Here is a 17,534-nt window from a genome sequence, read left to right on the forward strand (position 1 = left end):
TCGCGCCGATCCTGCTTGCGGCAGAGTCGCGCCGGGCTCCCGGCGACGGAAAATCATCGAATTACAGCACTCTACCTCTCGCTGCATCGCCTCGATCAAGGCTAACCGCGTTGTGTCATCCGGGCACACATTGACACTCGGAAATATCGCCAATACGGTCGTGGTTGCCAAAGAGTAAATTTTGTTGGCCGGCCGCATTTTTCCCGAACATTCATTGGGCTTTATCGCGGCGCGTGTAAGTGAAAGCGACTACGTAATGGCAAGCGCATTTGACCTGCTGATGTCACGATTCCGCGGACATCGCGGTCGTCCGGCATTGCAGCCAGCCTGGCGCAAACTCCGATCGCGGATGGTCAACCTCAACGTGTGAACCGCTTCACACGTCCTCGCATCCAGCAAATGTAATTATTGATCGGCTTCCACGCCGGTCGCAGGAGCGCTCATGACGACCATACCTGCTTATACAATCGGTGGTTTAACACGCCCGGCACTTCAGCTCGATTCGACCGGTCACATCGTCCTCGACTCGGCTGCCCAGGCGTTCGCCGACACGTATGGTCTGCAATATCTGTACCTCGGCTGCCCTCCCGGCACGCCCTGGCCGCCTGTCGCCGACTCGCTTTCGCCGCCCGTCGACGCCAATGCGGGAAACAACACGGTCGCCGAGGGCGCCGCGGTCAACACGCTGGTCAACATCACCGCGCAGGCCACCAGCGCCGTCGGCAATCCCGTCACCTATTCGCTGACCGGCGACAGCTCCAATGGCGGTTTCAAGATCGACCCGAACACCGGCGTGGTGTCGGTCGCCGATCCCACCAAGGTCAATTACGTGACCAGCCCCGGTCACGCCTACACCATCACCGTTCAGGCGAGCGACGGCATCGCGACGAGCTCGCAGAGTTTCGTCATCGGCGTCACTGACGTTGCGCCCTCGACGCCGGTCGACAGCAACGCAGCAGCCAACAAGGTCGCGGAAGGATCCGCCGCCGGCACGCTCGTCGGCATCACTGCGTCCGCGGCCGACATGAATGCCGTGACCTATACCCTGACCGGCGACACCTCGGGTGGCGGCTTCAAGATCGACCCCAATACCGGCGTCATCACCGTTGCCGATCCCAGCAAGATCGACTACACGAGCGCCCCCGGTCACGCCTACACCGTCACTGCGACGGCGAGCGACGGCACCCTGTCCAGCTCGCAGACCTTCACCATCGCGGTGACGCTGGGTGCCGCCACGCACTTCGCGGTCAGCATCCCGGGCAACGGTGCGGCGGGCACGCCGGGCACGGTCACCGTCACCGCGCTCGATGCCTTGAACCACGTCGTCACCAACTACACAGGCACGGTTCATTTCACGTCGACCGACGGCCACGCCGTGCTGCCGGCCGACGTGACATTGACCAACGGCACCGGCAGCTTCAGCGAGACCCTCGATACCGCCGGCAGCCAGACCATCACCGCGACCGACACCGCCAACAGCACGGTCAAGGGGACTTCGAATGCCGAGATCGTGACGCCGGGCGTCGCAACCCATTTTTCGGTCAGCCTTGCCGCCAACGGCACGGCGGGAACGCCGGGTTCGGTGGTCGTCACTGCGCTCGATGCCTTCAACAATGTCACCACCGGCTATACCGGCACAGTCCACTTCACGTCGAGCGATGGCAGCGCCGTGCTGCCCGCCGACGCGACGCTGACGAACGGCGTCGGCAGCTTCAGCGAGACCTTTGATACCGCAGGCCACCAGACCATCACCGCGACCGACACCGCCAACGTCGGCATCACCGGGACGTCGAACGCCGAGACGGTGGCGGGGGGTGCCGCCACGCATCTCCTGGTCAGCATCTCGGCCAACGGAACAGCTGGCACACCCGGCACGGTGACCGTCACCGCACTCGATGCCCACAACAACGTCGCCAGCGGCTATTCGGGTACCGTGCACTTCACCTCGACCGACGGCCACGCCGTGCTGCCGGCCAACATGACGCTGACCAACGGCGTCGGCAGCTTCAGCGAGACGTTTGAGACCGTCGGCAACCAGACCATCACCGCGACCGACACCGTCAGCGCCGGCATCACCGGCACCTCGAACACCGAGGCCGTCACGGCGGGCGCCGCCACGCACTTCGTGGTCACCCTTCCGGCCAGCGGAACGGCGGGCTCGGCAAGCTCGGCCACGATCACCGCATACGACGCCTTCGGCAACGTCGCCACCGGCTACGCAGGCACGGTGCACTTCACATCAACCGATGGCCAGGCGGTGCTGCCGGCCAACATGACGCTGACCAACGGCACCGCCACGTTCAGCGAGACCCTCGACACCGCCGGCAACCAGACCATCACCGCGACCGACACCGTCAGCTCGGCCATCACCGGCACCTCGAACGCCGAGACGGTCACGGCTGCCGCCGTCACTCATCTTGGCGTGACCATTCCGGCCAGTGGAACGGCAGGAACGCCCGGTTCTGGCACGGTGAGCGCACTCGATGCCTTCGGCAATGTCGTCACCGGCTATACCGGCACAGTCCACTTCACGTCGAGCGACGGCAGCGCCGTGCTGCCCGCCGACATGACGCTGACCAACGGCACCGGCAGCTTCAGCGAGACCCTCGATACTGCCGGTAGCCAGACCATCACCGCGACCGACACCGTCAGCGCCATCATCACCGGCATCTCGAACGCCGAAACGGTCGCCCCGGGCGCGGCCACGCACTTTGTGGTCAGCATCCCCGCCAACGGCAGGGCGAACGTTCCGGGTTCGGTCACCGTCACCGCGCTCGATGCACACAACAACGTGGCCACCGGCTATGCGGGCACGGTGCACTTCACCTCGACCGACGGCAGCGCGGTGCTACCGGCCAACATGACGCTGACCAACGGCGTCGGCACCTTCGGCGAAACATTCGAGACCGCGGGCAGCCAGACTATCACCGCGACCGACACCGTCAGCGCCGCCATCACCGGCACCTCGAACACCGAAACGGTGGCTCCCCCGGATGCGCCGCCCGTCGTCACCGCCGGCCACACCCTGAACTATCTCGAGGGGCAACCCGCGACCGCGCTCGACCCGGCATTGACCGTCACGGATTCCGATTCGGCCAATCTCGCGCATGCCACCGTCCAGATCACCGGCAACTATGTCAGCGGCCAGGACGTGCTCGCCTTCGTCAATACCGCCACCATCACTGGAACGTTTGATGCCGTACACGGCACGCTGACGCTGACCGGCAACGATACGGTCGCGCATTATCAAACGGCGCTGGATTCGATCACTTATCTCAACACCAGCAACAACCCGTCCGGGCTGGCCCGCACGGTCACCATCATCGCCAACGACGGCATCGTCGACAGCACGCCCGTGACCGACACCATCAATGTGACGCCGGTCAACAACCCGCCGGTGGTGACAATCGGCGCGATCACCAACTTCAGCGAGCCGCCGGTCGGCACGCCGCCGGCGAATTCCGTCCCGGTCACGATTGCCCCCAACCTCACGATCACCGACGTCGACAGCACCAACCTGATCAGCGCGACCTTCGAGCTGAACGACCTCAAGCCTTCGGACGCGCTCTCGATCTCGGGTCACGCCGGCTCGAGCGGCGACATTGGCAGCATCCACTTCGCCATCACCAGCACGGCCAGCACCGAAACCGTCACCCTGACCGGCACCGACACGATCGCGCACTACAATGCCGTGCTCGATCTGGTTCAGTTCAACAACACCGGCGAGCCCCCCGATACCACGGCGCGTTCCTATACCGTGACCGCGGTCGACGACGGCGGCACCGCCAACGGCGGCAACGACACCGGTTCCGCAAATGCGAGCCAGACCGTCACCGCAATCGACGATCCGCCCACCGCGACGGTGCCGTCGGATGCATCGGTCGGGACTGCATTCTCACACACCAACCTCGCGATATCGGGGCTTTCGGTCGCCGACATCGATTCCGCGGGTGGCAATGAGATCGCGACGATCACCTCCAGCCACGGCGCGCTGAACTTCAACACCACGGGCCTCGCGAGCTTCACCAACAACGGCAGCCACACCGTCACGCTCACAGGCACGATCGCGCAGATCAACACCGCGCTGGCGACGCTGACCTATAACAGCGACGACGGCTTCACCGGGGCGGACACGATCTCGCTAAACATCAACGATAACGGCCACACCGGCACCGGCAGCCCGCTCTCATCGGGCCCACAGAGCTTCCATGTCGGCGTCGTCCCGCAGGTGTTCTATATCGACAATTCGGCCACCAGCAGCACCAACGCCGGCACCCAGGCCAATCCATACACCTCGATCGCGGCCTTCAACGCCGCGAATCCGGCCGGCTCCGGCGACTACGTCGTGCTCGAGCACGGCACCGGCACCGGCACCTACAACGAAGCCAACGGCATCAATCTCGCCAATGGCGTCAACCTGATCGGCGGCAGCCATACCCTGCAGTTCACCAATCCGGTGACCGGCCAGGTGGTCACCGCGAATGCCGGCTCCGGCTCGGATCCGGTGATCAAGGTCACCGGCGCCGACAATGGCATCGACCTGCTCGGCACGTCGGGCCACACCATCACCGGCGTCAGCATCGACACCTCGGCCTCGACCGGTATTGGCATCAGCGACGACGGCAACAATGTCGGTACCGTCTCGATGTCCGACATCACCATCAAGACCGCCGGCGGCGCCGGCATGAGCTTCACCCATGGCGGCACGATCACCGTCACCGGCAACGCGAACTCCATCACATCAGGCACCGGCACCGCGCTCGACGTCGAAAACACCAATATCGGCTCGGGCAACATCACCTTTCAGAGCATCACGTCGAGTGGCGGGTCCAACAACGGCATCATCCTCTCCAATACCGGCACGGCCGCCGGCAATGGCGGCCTGCACGTCACCGGCGACGGCTCGACGGCGGGCAGCGGCGGCACGATCGCCGACAAGACCGGCGCCGACGGCAGCACGACGCAGGGCAGCGGCATCTACCTGAACAACACCAAGGATGTTGAGATCTCCTATCTGACGATGCACGACTTCCAGAACTACGGCATTGTCGGCACCAGCGTCACCGGCCTTACCCTCGGCAACACGACGGTGACCGGCACCAACGGCGACAATGTCGGCGGCATCGGCGAAGGCGACGTCTACTTCACCGGCCTGTCCGGCACGGCCTCGGTGACCAACTCGACCTTCACGGGCGCGGCACTCGATGCGTTCCACGTCTTCAACAACAGCGGTCAGACCCTCAACCGCATCACCATCACCAGCTCGACCTTCGCCACCAATTCGGCGTCCGGAAACCAGTCGGGCGATGCGCTGGTGTTCCAGGCCACCGACGGAACGTTCAACGCGACGATTCAGGGCTCGACGTTCACGTCGGCGCGCGGCGACCTGTTCCAGCTCGATTTGCATGGCGGCGTCAGCTCGGACCTGGTGCTGGGCGGCGCGACCACCGCGCTCGGAAACAGCTTCTCGAACAACAACCAGAACATCGTATCTGGCGGCGGCGGCATCACCATCAGTTCCGGCGGGACCGGCGACCACGCCAACCTGACCTTCGACATTGCGAACAATACCATGCGCGATGCCCTCGGCTCGGCGCTCGGTATCAGCACCGGATCGGGAGCAAGCTCATTTACCGGCACGATCGATTCCAACACGATCGGCGTCGCGGGCACTGCCAATAGCGGATCCGCCCAGGGCAGCGACATCGGCTTCATCACCGATGGCGGCGCCAATTCCAGCGTCACGATCACCAACAACCATCTGTATCAGTACAACAACGACGGCATCTACCTGCAGACCGGTGACGCGGTCGACGGCGGCAACGCCCTATTGACCGCAATCGTCATGGGCAACACGGTGTCCAACCCCGGCGGATTCGGCAATCACGGCTTTGAGCTCAACGCCGGCACGGTCGCGGGCGATGCGCAGAGCGTCTCGCTGACGCTGGGCGGCAGCGGTGCCCAGAAAAATCAGTTCCTCGGATCGGGCGCGAATGGCGGCACCGATATCCGGCTGCGCGATCGCGACAACACCACCGTCGGCCTGCACGCGGGCGATGGCACGTCCTACAGCGGCAGCGCGACCGATACCGCCGCAATTGCGAGCTACGTTCTGGCGCACAATACCGTCACCACGGCGCCGACAGTCAGCGTCGCGGCGGCCAGCACCCACGGGTTCGGCGCATCGCCGCTGCTCGCCGCCGACGGCGGCGTTCAGGCCGATGTCGCGCCCCCCGGTGAAACCCACCTGACACAGAGCGAACTCAACTCGGTGGTGTCGTCGGCGATCGCCCAATGGGCGGCAGCAGGCGCCAGCACGGCCCAGCTCTTCCTCCTGCATGCCGTGACCTTCAGCGTCGCCGATCTGGGGGGCCAGATTGTCGGTCTGGAAAGTGCCGGCCACATCACGATCGACACCGCTGCCGCCGGCCACGGCTGGTACATCGACCCGACACCGTCGGACAATTTCGAGTTCACGCACGCCCTCAATGCGTCCGGCACCGATCTGCTGACCGATTCGTCGACCGCAGCGGCGGGGCATCTCGATCTCCTGACCACCGTGACGCATGAATTGGGACATGTGCTCGGCCTCCCCGACACCATCTCGCCGTCCGATGTCCACGACCTGATGTATATCGGCATTGCCGACGGCGAGCGGCGGCTGCCGAGCGCCGCCGACGTCGCGAAAACCGGCGTGACGCCGAGCACCAGTTACACGCAACAGAACTTCGTGTTCGCACAGACCGATACGTTCGCGGGCCAGCAGACGACCAACCCATCGCCTACCGGCGCGAGCCACTCCGACCTCGCGGCGTTTGCCCAGAATGCCCAGGCACTGACCGATCTGTTCAGTGGGCAGTCCAGTTCCGGCACAGCCTGGTGGTCGGGCCACGAGACGCAACTCGCCGCCATGGGCGGTACACCGGTCGACAACCACGTCCAGACCCATCACGATCTGGTGGTCTGATCCAACGTCGCGCAACAACAACGCCTGCCGGCACGATCCGGCAGGCGTCCTGCATTTTGGTCGCGCTGCATTCGCGTCGATCGCAATCGTGAAGAATTCGTGACCGTTGCAATGACGCGAACGTGCAAAAATTGCAAACGCCCGACAATCGTTGAGGTTGCACTGTTTGCAAAACACGCTATCGTGCAGACGTTGCACACGCAGCATCATTGCTTCGAATTATTCACAAATCATACGACGTATTCGCGGAGGACCGATGGCCGAGCCGTTTCTTTCCGAAATCCGCATGATGTCGTTCAACTTTCCGCCAAAGGGTTGGGCGTTTTGCAACGGCCAGTTGCTGCCGATCAATCAGAATCAGGCGCTGTTCTCGTTGCTGGGCACGACCTATGGCGGGAATGGGCAAACCACTTTTGCCCTGCCCGACCTTCGCGGCCGGGTGCCGATCAGCATGGGCTCTGGCTACACGCTCGGCCAACGTAGCGGCGAAGAGGGCCACACGCTCACGATCAACGAGATGGCGCAGCACAATCATTTGGCCAACGCCACCAACAACAACGGTACCCAGCCGATCGATGCGGGCGCCTATCTCGGCGCGTTCAACAACGGCTACAGCACCTCGATGGCCAACATCACCACGCTCAATCCCCTGACCGTAGGCAATGTCGGCGGCAGCCAGGCCCATCAGAACATGCAACCATTCCTGACGATCAATTTCAGCATCGCCCTCCAGGGCATTTTCCCCTCGCAGACCTGACGAGAAGCGCCGATGGCACAACCTTATGTAGGCGAAATCCGTATGTTCGGCGGCAATTTCGCCCCGGTGGGATGGAATTTCTGTGACGGCAGCCTGTTGCCGATCTCCGACTACGAAACGCTGTTCAATCTGATCGGGACCACCTATGGCGGCGACGGGCAGTCCAACTTCGCAGTCCCCGATCTGCGCGGCCGTTTGCCACTCCACATGGGCACCGCCAGCAGCGGAACGAGCTATGTCATCGGCGAGACCGGCGGCGTTGAAAACGTAACGCTCACGACACAAACGATCCCGCAGCATTCGCACGCCTTCATTGCCTCGACGCAGACCGTCACCGGGGCGAATCCGCAGGGAAACATTCTCGATCAGACGTCCGGCACGATCGCCTTGTACATCGACGGCCAGCCGCCCGATGGCCCCATGGCAGCCGGAATGCTGACGAATACCGGCGGAAACCAGCCGCACGACAATTTGCAGCCCCTCCTTTGCGTCACCTTCATCATTTCGCTGTTCGGCATCTTCCCGACCCAGAGCTAGGAGCGCGACAACATGGCCGACCCCTTCGTCGCCGAGATCCGCATCTTTCCGTTCAACTTCGCGCCCAAAGGCTGGGCCTTCTGCAGCGGACAGATCTTGCCGATCTCGCAGAATACGGCGTTGTTCTCGTTGCTCGGCACCACCTATGGCGGTGACGGCAAGTCGACCTTTGCGCTTCCCGACATGCAGGGCAACGCGCCGCTGGCGCCTGGACAGGGTCCCGGGCTATCGCTGTACGACCTCGGAGAGACCACCGGCTCACCCTCGGTGACGCTGCTGCAAAGCGAGATACCGCTTCACAACCACGCGGTGAACGTGGGTACGCAGGACATGGCCGACATCCAGGTCCCCAGCCCGACTCGTATCCTGGGCAAATCGACCGAGGCCTTCGCCTATGTGCCCGGGAGCCCGGCGCCGACCCTGATCCAGATGAATGCCGCCATGATCGGCATGACAGGCGGCAGCCTCCCGCACAACAACATGCAGCCTTACCTCACGCTGAACTTCTGCATCGCGCTGCAAGGCGTCTACCCGGCACGAGGCTGAGGTCGTTTTGGATCTCGACGTGCCAGGCACCAGCATGCTCGCGCCTGCATTCGGCTGGGTGCGCGCGGCCGCTTCCGGTTGCCGCTTTCGCCGCCTGGCGGAGGCGGATCTGTCGTTCGTCGGCCGGCTCTATGCCTCGACCCGCGCCGAGGAGCTGGCGCCGGTGCCGTGGAGCGAGCCGGATAAGGCGGCCTTTCTCGAGCAGCAATTCCGCGCCCAGCATACGCATTACCAAAAATACTATCCGAACGCCGACTGGCTGGTGATCGTGCGGGGCGACGAGGACATCGGCCGGTTCTACATCGAGCGGTGGCCGAGCCAGCACCGCATCGTCGACATCGCCTTCATGCCGGCGCATCGCGGCAAGGGCTACGGCGGAGCGCTGCTGCGCGATGCGATGGACGAGGCAGCGGCCGCCGGCAAGGACGTCTCGATCCATGTCGAGAAGCTCAACCCGGCGATGCGGCTGTATCGCCGGCTCGGCTTCGTCACCGACGAAGACAAGGGCGTCTACGACCTGATGCGCTGGCGCGCGCCAGGGAGCTATGACGATCAGGCCGCCGACATTCAGGTGAAGATCGCCTGATAGCCGTTGCCGTTCGCAAGCGGACCAACCGGCACCAGGAAAATCTCGATCACGCCGAGCGCCGGATGCCGCACCGGATAGATCGCCTGCGGCAACCACGCGCCCTTCGGCCCCTCGAACAGCAGCGAGAACGCGCCGCCCGGCCGGCCGCTGTTGCCGGCGGGCTCGACCTTGGCGAGCTTCAGCGCCACGACGCGATCCGCCGCCTGCATCTCGAACTCCGTATCCTGATGCGGCCGAAAGTCATCGATATGCAGCTTCGCCAGATCGACGGTGGATGTCATGCGCACGTCCTTGTTGCCGTCGAGGTGTAACACACGCCGCGGTGTCGCGGTCGAGATTTTCTGCAAGATGCCCATTTTGGGCCGAAAGTCTCCGTCGTCATCGGAGACGTTGCTGTCGTCAACTCGTCATTCCGGGGCGTGCGCAGCACGAGCCCGGAATCCATCGGGCCGCGAGCACGTGGCTGAATGGATTCCGGATTCTGGCTTCGCGAGCCCCGGAATGACGGAGCTGCCTTGGAAGAGAGGCAAGTAAACGCAAGACTCGGACACGTCGGCGCCGCGAGGATGCGGATGCATGATCACAAGCAGTTCAGCGTATTCAGTGTCATCCCTGCGAAAGCAGGGACCCATAACCACCGCCGATCATTGTCGGGCGATGCTGGAACGGCGAGCCACACCAACAACATCCGCTGCGGAGTATGGTCCCTGCTTTCGCCGGGGCGACGGCGGAATGGCTGGCGCAAGTGCGGTATCCCCCTGATGACGGCTCCGATTTCCTCCGCTAACCTCTCCGCAAAGGGCCGCCAGCAAGGCGGGCCGTGTTGAGGGAGGATCGCCGCGTGCATCGAGGCCGTGTTGTATTCGGCGCCATGGACGAGGTCGTGTTTGGACGGCCGGCCCGTGAGGCCGTCGTCGAGCAACTGGACCGGCTTGGCGCCGAGCGCGCCTTCCTGATGGTATCGGGGACGCTGAACCGCGAAACCGACGAGATCGAGAAGATCCGCCGCGCGCTCGGCCCGCGCTGCGTCGGCATCTTCGACAAGATGCCGGCGCATACGCCGCGCGCCGCTGTCATTGCGGCGACGGAACAGGCCCGCGATGCGAAGGCCGACCTGATCGTCACCATCGGCGGCGGCTCGATCACCGATGGTGCCAAGGCAGTGCAGCTTTGCCTCGCCAATGACGTCACCACATCCGAGGGCATCGACACGATTCGCACCCGCGGCGGCGTCTCGCCCGAGATGAAGCCGCCGGTCGTGCGCCAGATCAGCGTGCCGACCACAATTGCGGGCGGCGAGTTCTCCTCGATCGCCGGCGTCACCAACGAGGCCAAGCGGCAGAAGGAGATGCTCCGCCATCCCCTGGTGATGCCGCGCGCCACCATCCTCGATCCGGAATTGTCGGTGCATACGCCGGCCTGGCTGTTCCTCTCGACCGGCATCCGCGCCGTCGATCATTGCGTCGAGGGCATCTGCTCACGCGAGGCGCATCCTTACGGCGACGCGCAGGCGCTCAAGGGGCTGGAGATGCTGGCGGCCGGCCTGCCGCGGGTGAAGGCGGACCCGAAGGATATTTCAGCGCGGATGGATTGCCAGATCGGCACCTGGCTCTCGACCGGCCCGCTTGCCTCCGGCGTGCCGATGGGCGCAAGCCACGGCATCGGCTACGTGCTCGGCGCCGAGTTCGACGTGCCGCATGGCTACACCTCGTGCGTAATGCTGCCTGCGGTGATGCGCTGGAACAAGCGCGACAATGCCGACCGGCAGGCGCTGGTCGCCGCCGCGATGGGGCATCCCGGCAAGGACGCCGGCGACGTGCTCGACCGCTTCATCCGCGACCTCGGCATGCCGCGGAGCTTGCAGGAGGTGGGCGTCGGCCCCGAACATTTCGACCGCATCGCGGCGGGCGCGATGCGGACGCCCTGGGTGCCGCGCAATCCGCGCAAGATCGACGGTCCATCCCAGGTGCGCGAGATTCTGGTGATGGCTGCTTAAGGCAAAGACAGAGGGGAGACCTGGAGTTCGATGTACACCGGCAAGCATGCTCACCTGCGCCCGCTGCAGCCCGCCTTCATCATGGCCGGCACCGGCGAGATCGTCACCTATCGCGAACTGGAGGCGCGCAACAACCGCCTCGCGCATCTGTTCCGCAACCGCGGCATGAAGCGGCTCGACCATTATTCGATCTTCATGGAGAACAACAACCGCTACCTCGAGGCCTGCGGCGCCGGTGAGCGCGCGGGGCTCTATTTCACCTGCGTCAACTCCTACCTCACCGCGGGCGAGCTCGCTTACATCCTGACCAACAGCCAGTCGCGGATCCTGATCACCTCGAAGCTGAAGCTCGACATCGCGCGCGAGGCGCTGAAGGAGTGCCCGCAAGTCGAGCTCTGCATCGTGGTCGACGGCGACAGTGAAAGCGAGCGAATCGTCGGGCTGCTGCAGGCGACCGCCGGCCTGCCGGCGACGCCGATCGCGGATGAATATGCGGGCACCGCGATGCTCTACTCGTCCGGCACAACCGGTCGACCGAAAGGCATCGTGCGGCCGCTGCCGGAGCAGCCGCCGTCGCAAAATCTGCCGTTGTTCGATTTCCTGACCAGCCTCTGGCACTACCGCGAGGGTATGGTCTATCTGTCGCCGGCGCCGCTCTATCACTCGGCGCCGCAAGCCGCGGTCAATCTCACCATCCGGATGGGCGGCACCGTCGTCATCATGGAGAGCTTCGATCCCGAGCGCTATCTCCAGCTGGTCGAGAAATGGGGCATCACCCACAGCCAGCTGGTGCCGACGATGTTCTCGCGCCTGCTGAAGCTGCCCGAGGAGGTTCGCAACCGCTACGATTTGTCGACGCTCGAGATCGCGATCCATGCCGCAGCGCCCTGCCCGGCGCTGGTCAAGGACGACATGATCAAATGGTGGGGCCCGATCATCCACGAATATTACGGCGCGACCGAGGGCCTCGGCTTCACCGCCTGCAACAGCGCGGAATGGCTGGCGCATCGCGGCACCGTCGGCAAGGTCCTGCTCGGCGACCTGCATATCCTCGACGAGAACATGCAGCCCTGTCCGAAGGGAACGCCGGGCACCGTGTGGTTCAAGACCGCCACGCCGTTCGAATATTTCAACGATCCGGCCAAGACCAGCGAGGCGCGCTCGGCGGACGGCAGCATGAGCACGGTCGGTGACGTCGGCTATGTCGACGACGACAACTTCCTCTATCTGACCGATCGCGCCACCTTCATGATCATCTCCGGCGGCGTGAACATCTATCCGCAGGAATGCGAGAATTTGCTGATCACCCATCCCAAGGTCGCCGACGCCGCGGTGTTCGGCGTGCCCAATGTCGACCTTGGCGAGGAGGTGAAGGCGGTGGTGCAGCCGGTCGACGGCATCGCGCCGGGGCCGGAGCTTGCCGAGGAGCTGATCGCGTTCTGCGCAAGCTCGCTGTCGCGCCAGAAGGTGCCGCGCTCGGTGGATTTCGAGGCCGAGCTGCCGCGGCTGCCGACCGGGAAACTCTACAAGCGCCTGCTGCGCGACCGCTATTGGGGCAACAAGACCTCGCGGATCGTGTGAGCCGGGCAATGCGGCGAGCCGGGCGGGTGCAGCTGGGAATGCCGGACGGTGTAACGGACTCGCAGGTCGCGCGGATTTCGCGCTATGCTCTGCGATCGCAAGCAAGCTTCGCCGGAGGCCGCCATGCCGTCGCCCCAGCCGCGCGAGCCGGAGCCGTTACAGGCCGGAAGGCTCGAATTCACTGCCGCCGAAATCGGTGCGCTCGCCCACCTCTATCGCGGCGAGGTCTACCGCAGCACGGTCTGGCGTACCCGGCTCGACAGCTCGACCAACTGGGCTGTTGTCACGACCGGGATCGCGCTGTCGGCGACCTACAGCAACGCGGAGGCCTCGCCTTTGCCGATGGTGCTAGTCGGCCTGCTGGTGACGGTCTTCCTGTTGTTCGAAGCGCGCCGCTATCGCTACTTCAACGTCTGGCGCGCCCGCGCGCGGCTGCTCGAAACCGACTTTTACGCGCCGATGATCCGCGGCGAAGACCCATCGCCGAATGCGACCTGGACCGAACTGCTGGCCAACGATTATCGCCATCCGAGCTATCACATCAGCTTTGCCCGCGCGGTCGGCCGGCGGCTGCGCAGGACTTATGGCTGGATCTTTGCGATCCAGGCGATCGCCTATTACGGCAAGCTCGCGATCCATCCGCTGCCGCTCACCGAGATGAGCGAGATCTGGGACCGTGCCTCGATCGGTCCGATTCCCGGAACCATCGTCATCCTCGCCGGCGTTGCCTTCCACTCCAGCTGGGCGCTGTTCGCCTTCGTCACGCAACGCATGGAGGTCGCTGACCGGCGCACCCGGCACAGTCTGATCGCAATGGGGTGAGGCGGCGCAAGCCGCGTTGCCGGTGGCGGGCTTTTCCCCTAACCTCGTCTCAACAAGAAAAATCAGGGAGGACTTGCCGATGGAAGTGATCCCACTGCGCGCGGGATTCGGAGCCGAACTGCGCGGCGTCGCGCTGTCAGACGTGGCCGCCAGCGATGCCGCCTATGCGGCGGTGCGCGCGGCGTTCGAGGAACATTCGGTGCTGGTGTTCCGCGGCCAGGAGGTCAGCGACGACATCCAGCTCGCCTTCTCGCGCCGCTTCGGTCCGCCTGAGACGACCAAGGTCGGCTCGATGGGCACCGGCTCGCATTTCGTGATCCTCTCGACCTTCGGGCCCGACGGCAAGGTGGTTCCGTCGGACCATCGGCAGCAACTGCGCGCCAGGGCCAATCAGCTCTGGCACACCGACTCCTCCTTCAAGCGCGTGCCGGCGCTGACCTCGATCCTGTCGGCGCGCATCATCCCCGAACATGGCGGCGAGACCGAATTCGTCTCGATGCGGCTTGCGTTCGAGCGGCTCGACAAGGATGTGGCGAAGCGGCTGGAGAACTCGTTCGCCTGGCACTCCTACGCCCATTCGCGCAGCAAGGTCGCAACCGGGCTCGCGACAACGGAAGAAGTCGACGCGCTGCCGCCGGTGTGCTGGCGCATGGTGTGGCGCAATCCCGTCAACGGCCGCGGCGCGCTGTATCTTGCCTCCCATGCCTATGGCGTCGAGGGCATGGATGCCGAAGCCGGCAAGGCGCTGATCGAGCAACTGACCGAAGCCGCGACCGCACCCGGTGTCAGCTATCTGCACCAGTGGAAGCAGGGCGACGTCGTCATGTGGGACAACCGCGCCACCATGCATCGCGGCCGTCCCTGGCCGGCGCATGAGGGCCGCCTGATGATTCGCACCACGATCTCGGCAACCGAGGCCGATGGCGTTGCGAGCGTGAGCTCACCCTCGTCGCAGGCGGCGGAGTGACGTGATGCTCTTAACCGTCATCCTGAGGAGCGCGGAACGCGCGTCTCGAAGGATCGACGGCCCGACTGTGGCCGTGCATCCTTCGAGGCTCGCTCCGCTCGCACCTCCAGCGACAAAGGCGGAGCCTTTGCGCGGGGATGACGGAACGGCATCGCGATTTGCTCGGCGACAAACTGTCGCTGATTGCGAGACGCTTCACGCCGCGCACTTCGGCAATAGCAATCGAATTCAAGCGGAGGTACGCCGCTGCATAGCAAAACAACCGGAGTTCCCCGCAATCGCTGCCTCTATTACCGCTCCGCGGATATTTTAGTGCTCTCACGTCATCCGAATTGCCAATCCCCTCGCGACCCTCGCTGGTTGCCCGACAGCCTCACCGTGGTATCGTCGATGCCAATCGGCCATTGAGACCGACATGTGGGAGGGGACCATGCGGAGCGTGCGAGCGCTGGCCGTTGCGGTGTTGTCTGTGCTGGCAATCAGCGACGCGTCACGCGCGGCCGAGCCGAAATCCGGCGGCATCTTCAGGATCTATCACCGCGACAGTCCCGGCAGCGCCTCGATCCACGAGGGCGCGACCTATTCGCTGAACGTGCCGTTCATGCCGATCTTCAACAATCTCGTCATCTTCGATCAGCACATCGCCCAGAACAGCACCAGCACGATCCGGCCCGAGCTTGCGGAGAGCTGGGCGTGGAGCGGCGACAACAAGACGCTGACCTTCAAGCTGCGCAAGGACGTGAAATGGCACGACGGCAAGCCATTTACCGCAGCCGACGTCAAATGCACCTTCGACATGCTGATGGGCAAGTCGCAGCAGAAGTTCCGCCAGAACCCGCGCAAGTCCTGGTACGAGCAGGTCGACGAGGTCACCACCAACGGCGATGATGAGGCGTCGTTCAAGCTGAAGCGGCCGCAGCCGGCGTTATTGTCGCTGCTCGCCTCGGGCTATTCGCCGGTTTATCCCTGTCATGTGTCGCCGGCGGAGATGCGCACAAAGCTTGTTGGTACCGGCCCGTTCAAGTTCGTCGAGTTCAAGGCCAACGAATCGATCAAGCTCACCAAGAACCCTGACTACTTCAAGAAGAGCCTGCCCTATCTCGACGGCATCGAGTTCACCATCATCCCGAACCGCTCGACGGCGATCCTCGGCTTCGTCTCCGGCAAGTTCGACATGACGTTTCCGACCGAGGTCTCGATCCCCTTGCTGAAGGACGTCAAATCGCAGGACCCCAAAGCGGTCTGCGTCGTGGAACCGAACAACGTCTCCACCAACATCATCATCAATTCGACCGCGCCGCCGTTCGACAATCTCGACATCCGCCGCGCGCTGGCGCTGGCGCTCGACCGCAAGGCGTTCATCCAGATCATGTTCGAGGGACAGGGCGACATTGGCGGCACCATGGAGCCGGCGCCCGACGGCCTGTGGGCGATGCCGAAAGACATGCTGGAGCAGATCCCGGGCTACGGCCCCGATATCGAAAAGAACCGCGAGGAAGCGCGCAAGCTGATGCAGAAGGCCGGCTACGGCCCGGACAAGCACCTCCACATCAAGGTGTCGACCCGCAATATCGCGGTTTACCGCGATCCCGCGATCATCCTGATCGACCAGATCAAGAGCATCTATATCGACGCCGAGCTCGACGTCGTCGACACCGCGCAGTGGTTCCCGAAGATCGCGCGCAAGGATTATTCGCTCGGCCTCAACCTCACTGGCAATGCCGTCGACGAGCCCGACCAATCCTTCTACGAGAACTATGCCTGCGGCTCGGAGCGGAACTATACCAACTATTGCAACAAGGACATCGAGAAGCTGTTCGACCAGCAGTCGGAAGAGACCAACCTCGACAAGCGCAAGAAGCTGGTCTGGGAGATCGACAAGAAGCTGCAGGAAGACGTCGCACGGCCGATCATCTTCCATGCCCGCACCGGCACCTGCTGGAAGCCTTACGAGAAGAATGTCACGATCATGTCCAACAGCTCCTATAACGGCTATCGTTACGAAGACGTCTGGCTGGATAAGTAGCGCATAGCGTTTTCGAGCGAAGTGGATAACGGTTCGCGTCAAGAAAACGCGTCAAAGAGAAAGCCACGGGCGGGATCAGGGAGAGAGCCAGGGTGTTTGCCTATATCGTGCGGCGGCTGTTCCTGATGCTCGTGACCCTGTTCGGGATCTCGGTCATCATCTTCGTGCTGCTGCGCGTCGTTCCCGGCAACATCGTCGACATCCTGTTCGACGCCGCTGGCTTCGTCGACCCCGCCGACAAGGCCAATCTCGAGCGCGAGCTTGGCCTCAGCCAGCCGATCGTGATCCAGTACCTGCACTGGATCGGCGGCCTGCTGCACGGCGACCTCGGCTATTCCTATGTCTCCGAGAAGCCGGCGCTGGAGGAGATTCTGCCCCGGATTCCGATCACCGCGCGGCTCGCGGGGCTGGCGCTGCTGTTCTCCGCCTCGATCGGCATTCCGCTCGGCGTCATCAGTGCGGTGCACCAGGGCTCGAAACTCGACTATGCGCTACGTGTCGTCAGCCTCAGCGGCCTGTCGCTGCCGTCGTTCTGGCTCGGCCTCCTGATCCTGATGGCCTCGGTCTCGCTGTTCGGCACCATGCCGATCTTCAATCCGAATCCGAAGACCTGGCTCGAGGCTTTTACTATCTATGCGGTGCCGGCGATGGCGGTCGGCTTCCGCAGCGCGGCGCTGACCATGCGCATCACCCGCTCGTCCATGCTGGAAATCCTGCGCCAGGACTATATCCGCACCGCGCGCGCC

The 17,534-nt window shown here is 64.0% G+C and carries 13 protein-coding genes; 12 read left to right on the top strand and 1 reads right to left on the bottom strand.

The annotated features are described in order from the left end of the window. Nucleotides 1–184: 184 nt before the first annotated feature. The 6 genes from FNJ47_RS34940 (at nucleotide 185) to FNJ47_RS34965 (ending at nucleotide 9,393) form a co-directional block, all read left to right on the top strand. Nucleotides 185–370, top strand: a complete 186-nt coding sequence (locus FNJ47_RS34940) for a hypothetical protein (protein ID WP_163160448.1) — start codon at nucleotides 185–187, stop codon at nucleotides 368–370. Between the two features lie 72 nt (nucleotides 371–442). Beyond that, entirely contained in the window at nucleotides 443–6,967 is a 6,525-nt protein-coding gene (locus FNJ47_RS34945; RefSeq protein WP_163160449.1) for a hypothetical protein, read from the top strand. A 256-nt stretch (nucleotides 6,968–7,223) separates the two neighbouring features. After that, nucleotides 7,224–7,724, top strand: coding sequence for a phage tail protein (locus FNJ47_RS34950; protein WP_163160450.1), 501 nt, complete (start codon nucleotides 7,224–7,226; stop codon nucleotides 7,722–7,724). Nucleotides 7,725–7,766: 42 nt separating this feature from the next. Then, nucleotides 7,767–8,261 (top strand): phage tail protein, encoded by a 495-nt coding sequence (locus FNJ47_RS34955; protein WP_236000269.1) that lies wholly within the window; start codon nucleotides 7,767–7,769, stop codon nucleotides 8,259–8,261. A 12-nt stretch (nucleotides 8,262–8,273) separates the two neighbouring features. Further along, nucleotides 8,274–8,807, top strand: coding sequence for a phage tail protein (locus FNJ47_RS34960; RefSeq protein WP_163160452.1), 534 nt, complete (start codon nucleotides 8,274–8,276; stop codon nucleotides 8,805–8,807). Between the two features lie 19 nt (nucleotides 8,808–8,826). Continuing rightward, the gene (locus FNJ47_RS34965; protein WP_347341751.1) at nucleotides 8,827–9,393 is read left to right on the top strand and encodes a GNAT family N-acetyltransferase; all 567 of its coding nucleotides are present in this window, start codon (nucleotides 8,827–8,829) and stop codon (nucleotides 9,391–9,393) included. On the opposite strand, the gene FNJ47_RS34970 is transcribed toward FNJ47_RS34965, so the two are convergent. Beyond that, entirely contained in the window at nucleotides 9,375–9,677 is a 303-nt protein-coding gene (locus FNJ47_RS34970) for a DUF6916 family protein (protein ID WP_165446002.1), read from the bottom strand. The genes FNJ47_RS34965 and FNJ47_RS34970 overlap by 19 nt on opposite strands. A 560-nt stretch (nucleotides 9,678–10,237) precedes the next feature. Here FNJ47_RS34970 and FNJ47_RS34975 point away from each other — a divergent pair. The 6 genes from FNJ47_RS34975 to FNJ47_RS54015 form a co-directional block, all read left to right on the top strand. Further along, a complete protein-coding gene (locus FNJ47_RS34975; protein ID WP_163160453.1) occupies nucleotides 10,238–11,392 on the top strand; it encodes an iron-containing alcohol dehydrogenase in 1,155 nt (384 codons plus the stop codon). 30 nt (nucleotides 11,393–11,422) lie between these two features. After that, nucleotides 11,423–12,973, top strand: coding sequence for an AMP-binding protein (locus FNJ47_RS34980; protein WP_163160454.1), 1,551 nt, complete (start codon nucleotides 11,423–11,425; stop codon nucleotides 12,971–12,973). Nucleotides 12,974–13,096: 123 nt separating this feature from the next. Further along, nucleotides 13,097–13,795: a DUF2270 domain-containing protein gene (locus tag FNJ47_RS34985; protein WP_236000270.1), complete on the top strand. Its 699-nt coding sequence runs from the start codon at nucleotides 13,097–13,099 to the stop codon at nucleotides 13,793–13,795. A gap of 79 nt (nucleotides 13,796–13,874) precedes the next feature. Beyond that, the gene (locus FNJ47_RS34990; protein WP_163160456.1) at nucleotides 13,875–14,762 is read left to right on the top strand and encodes a TauD/TfdA dioxygenase family protein; all 888 of its coding nucleotides are present in this window, start codon (nucleotides 13,875–13,877) and stop codon (nucleotides 14,760–14,762) included. A 430-nt stretch (nucleotides 14,763–15,192) separates the two neighbouring features. After that, on the top strand, nucleotides 15,193–16,788 hold the full coding sequence (locus FNJ47_RS34995; protein WP_163160457.1) for an ABC transporter substrate-binding protein: 1,596 nt from the start codon (nucleotides 15,193–15,195) through the stop codon (nucleotides 16,786–16,788). 92 nt (nucleotides 16,789–16,880) lie between these two features. After that, nucleotides 16,881–17,534, top strand: a 654-nt coding sequence (locus FNJ47_RS54015; RefSeq protein WP_163160458.1) for an ABC transporter permease subunit, incomplete at its 3' end; no start/stop codon positions are given.

The organism is Bradyrhizobium uaiense, assembly GCF_010811875.1.
GTDB classification, from domain to species: Bacteria; Pseudomonadota; Alphaproteobacteria; order Rhizobiales; family Xanthobacteraceae; genus Bradyrhizobium; species Bradyrhizobium uaiense.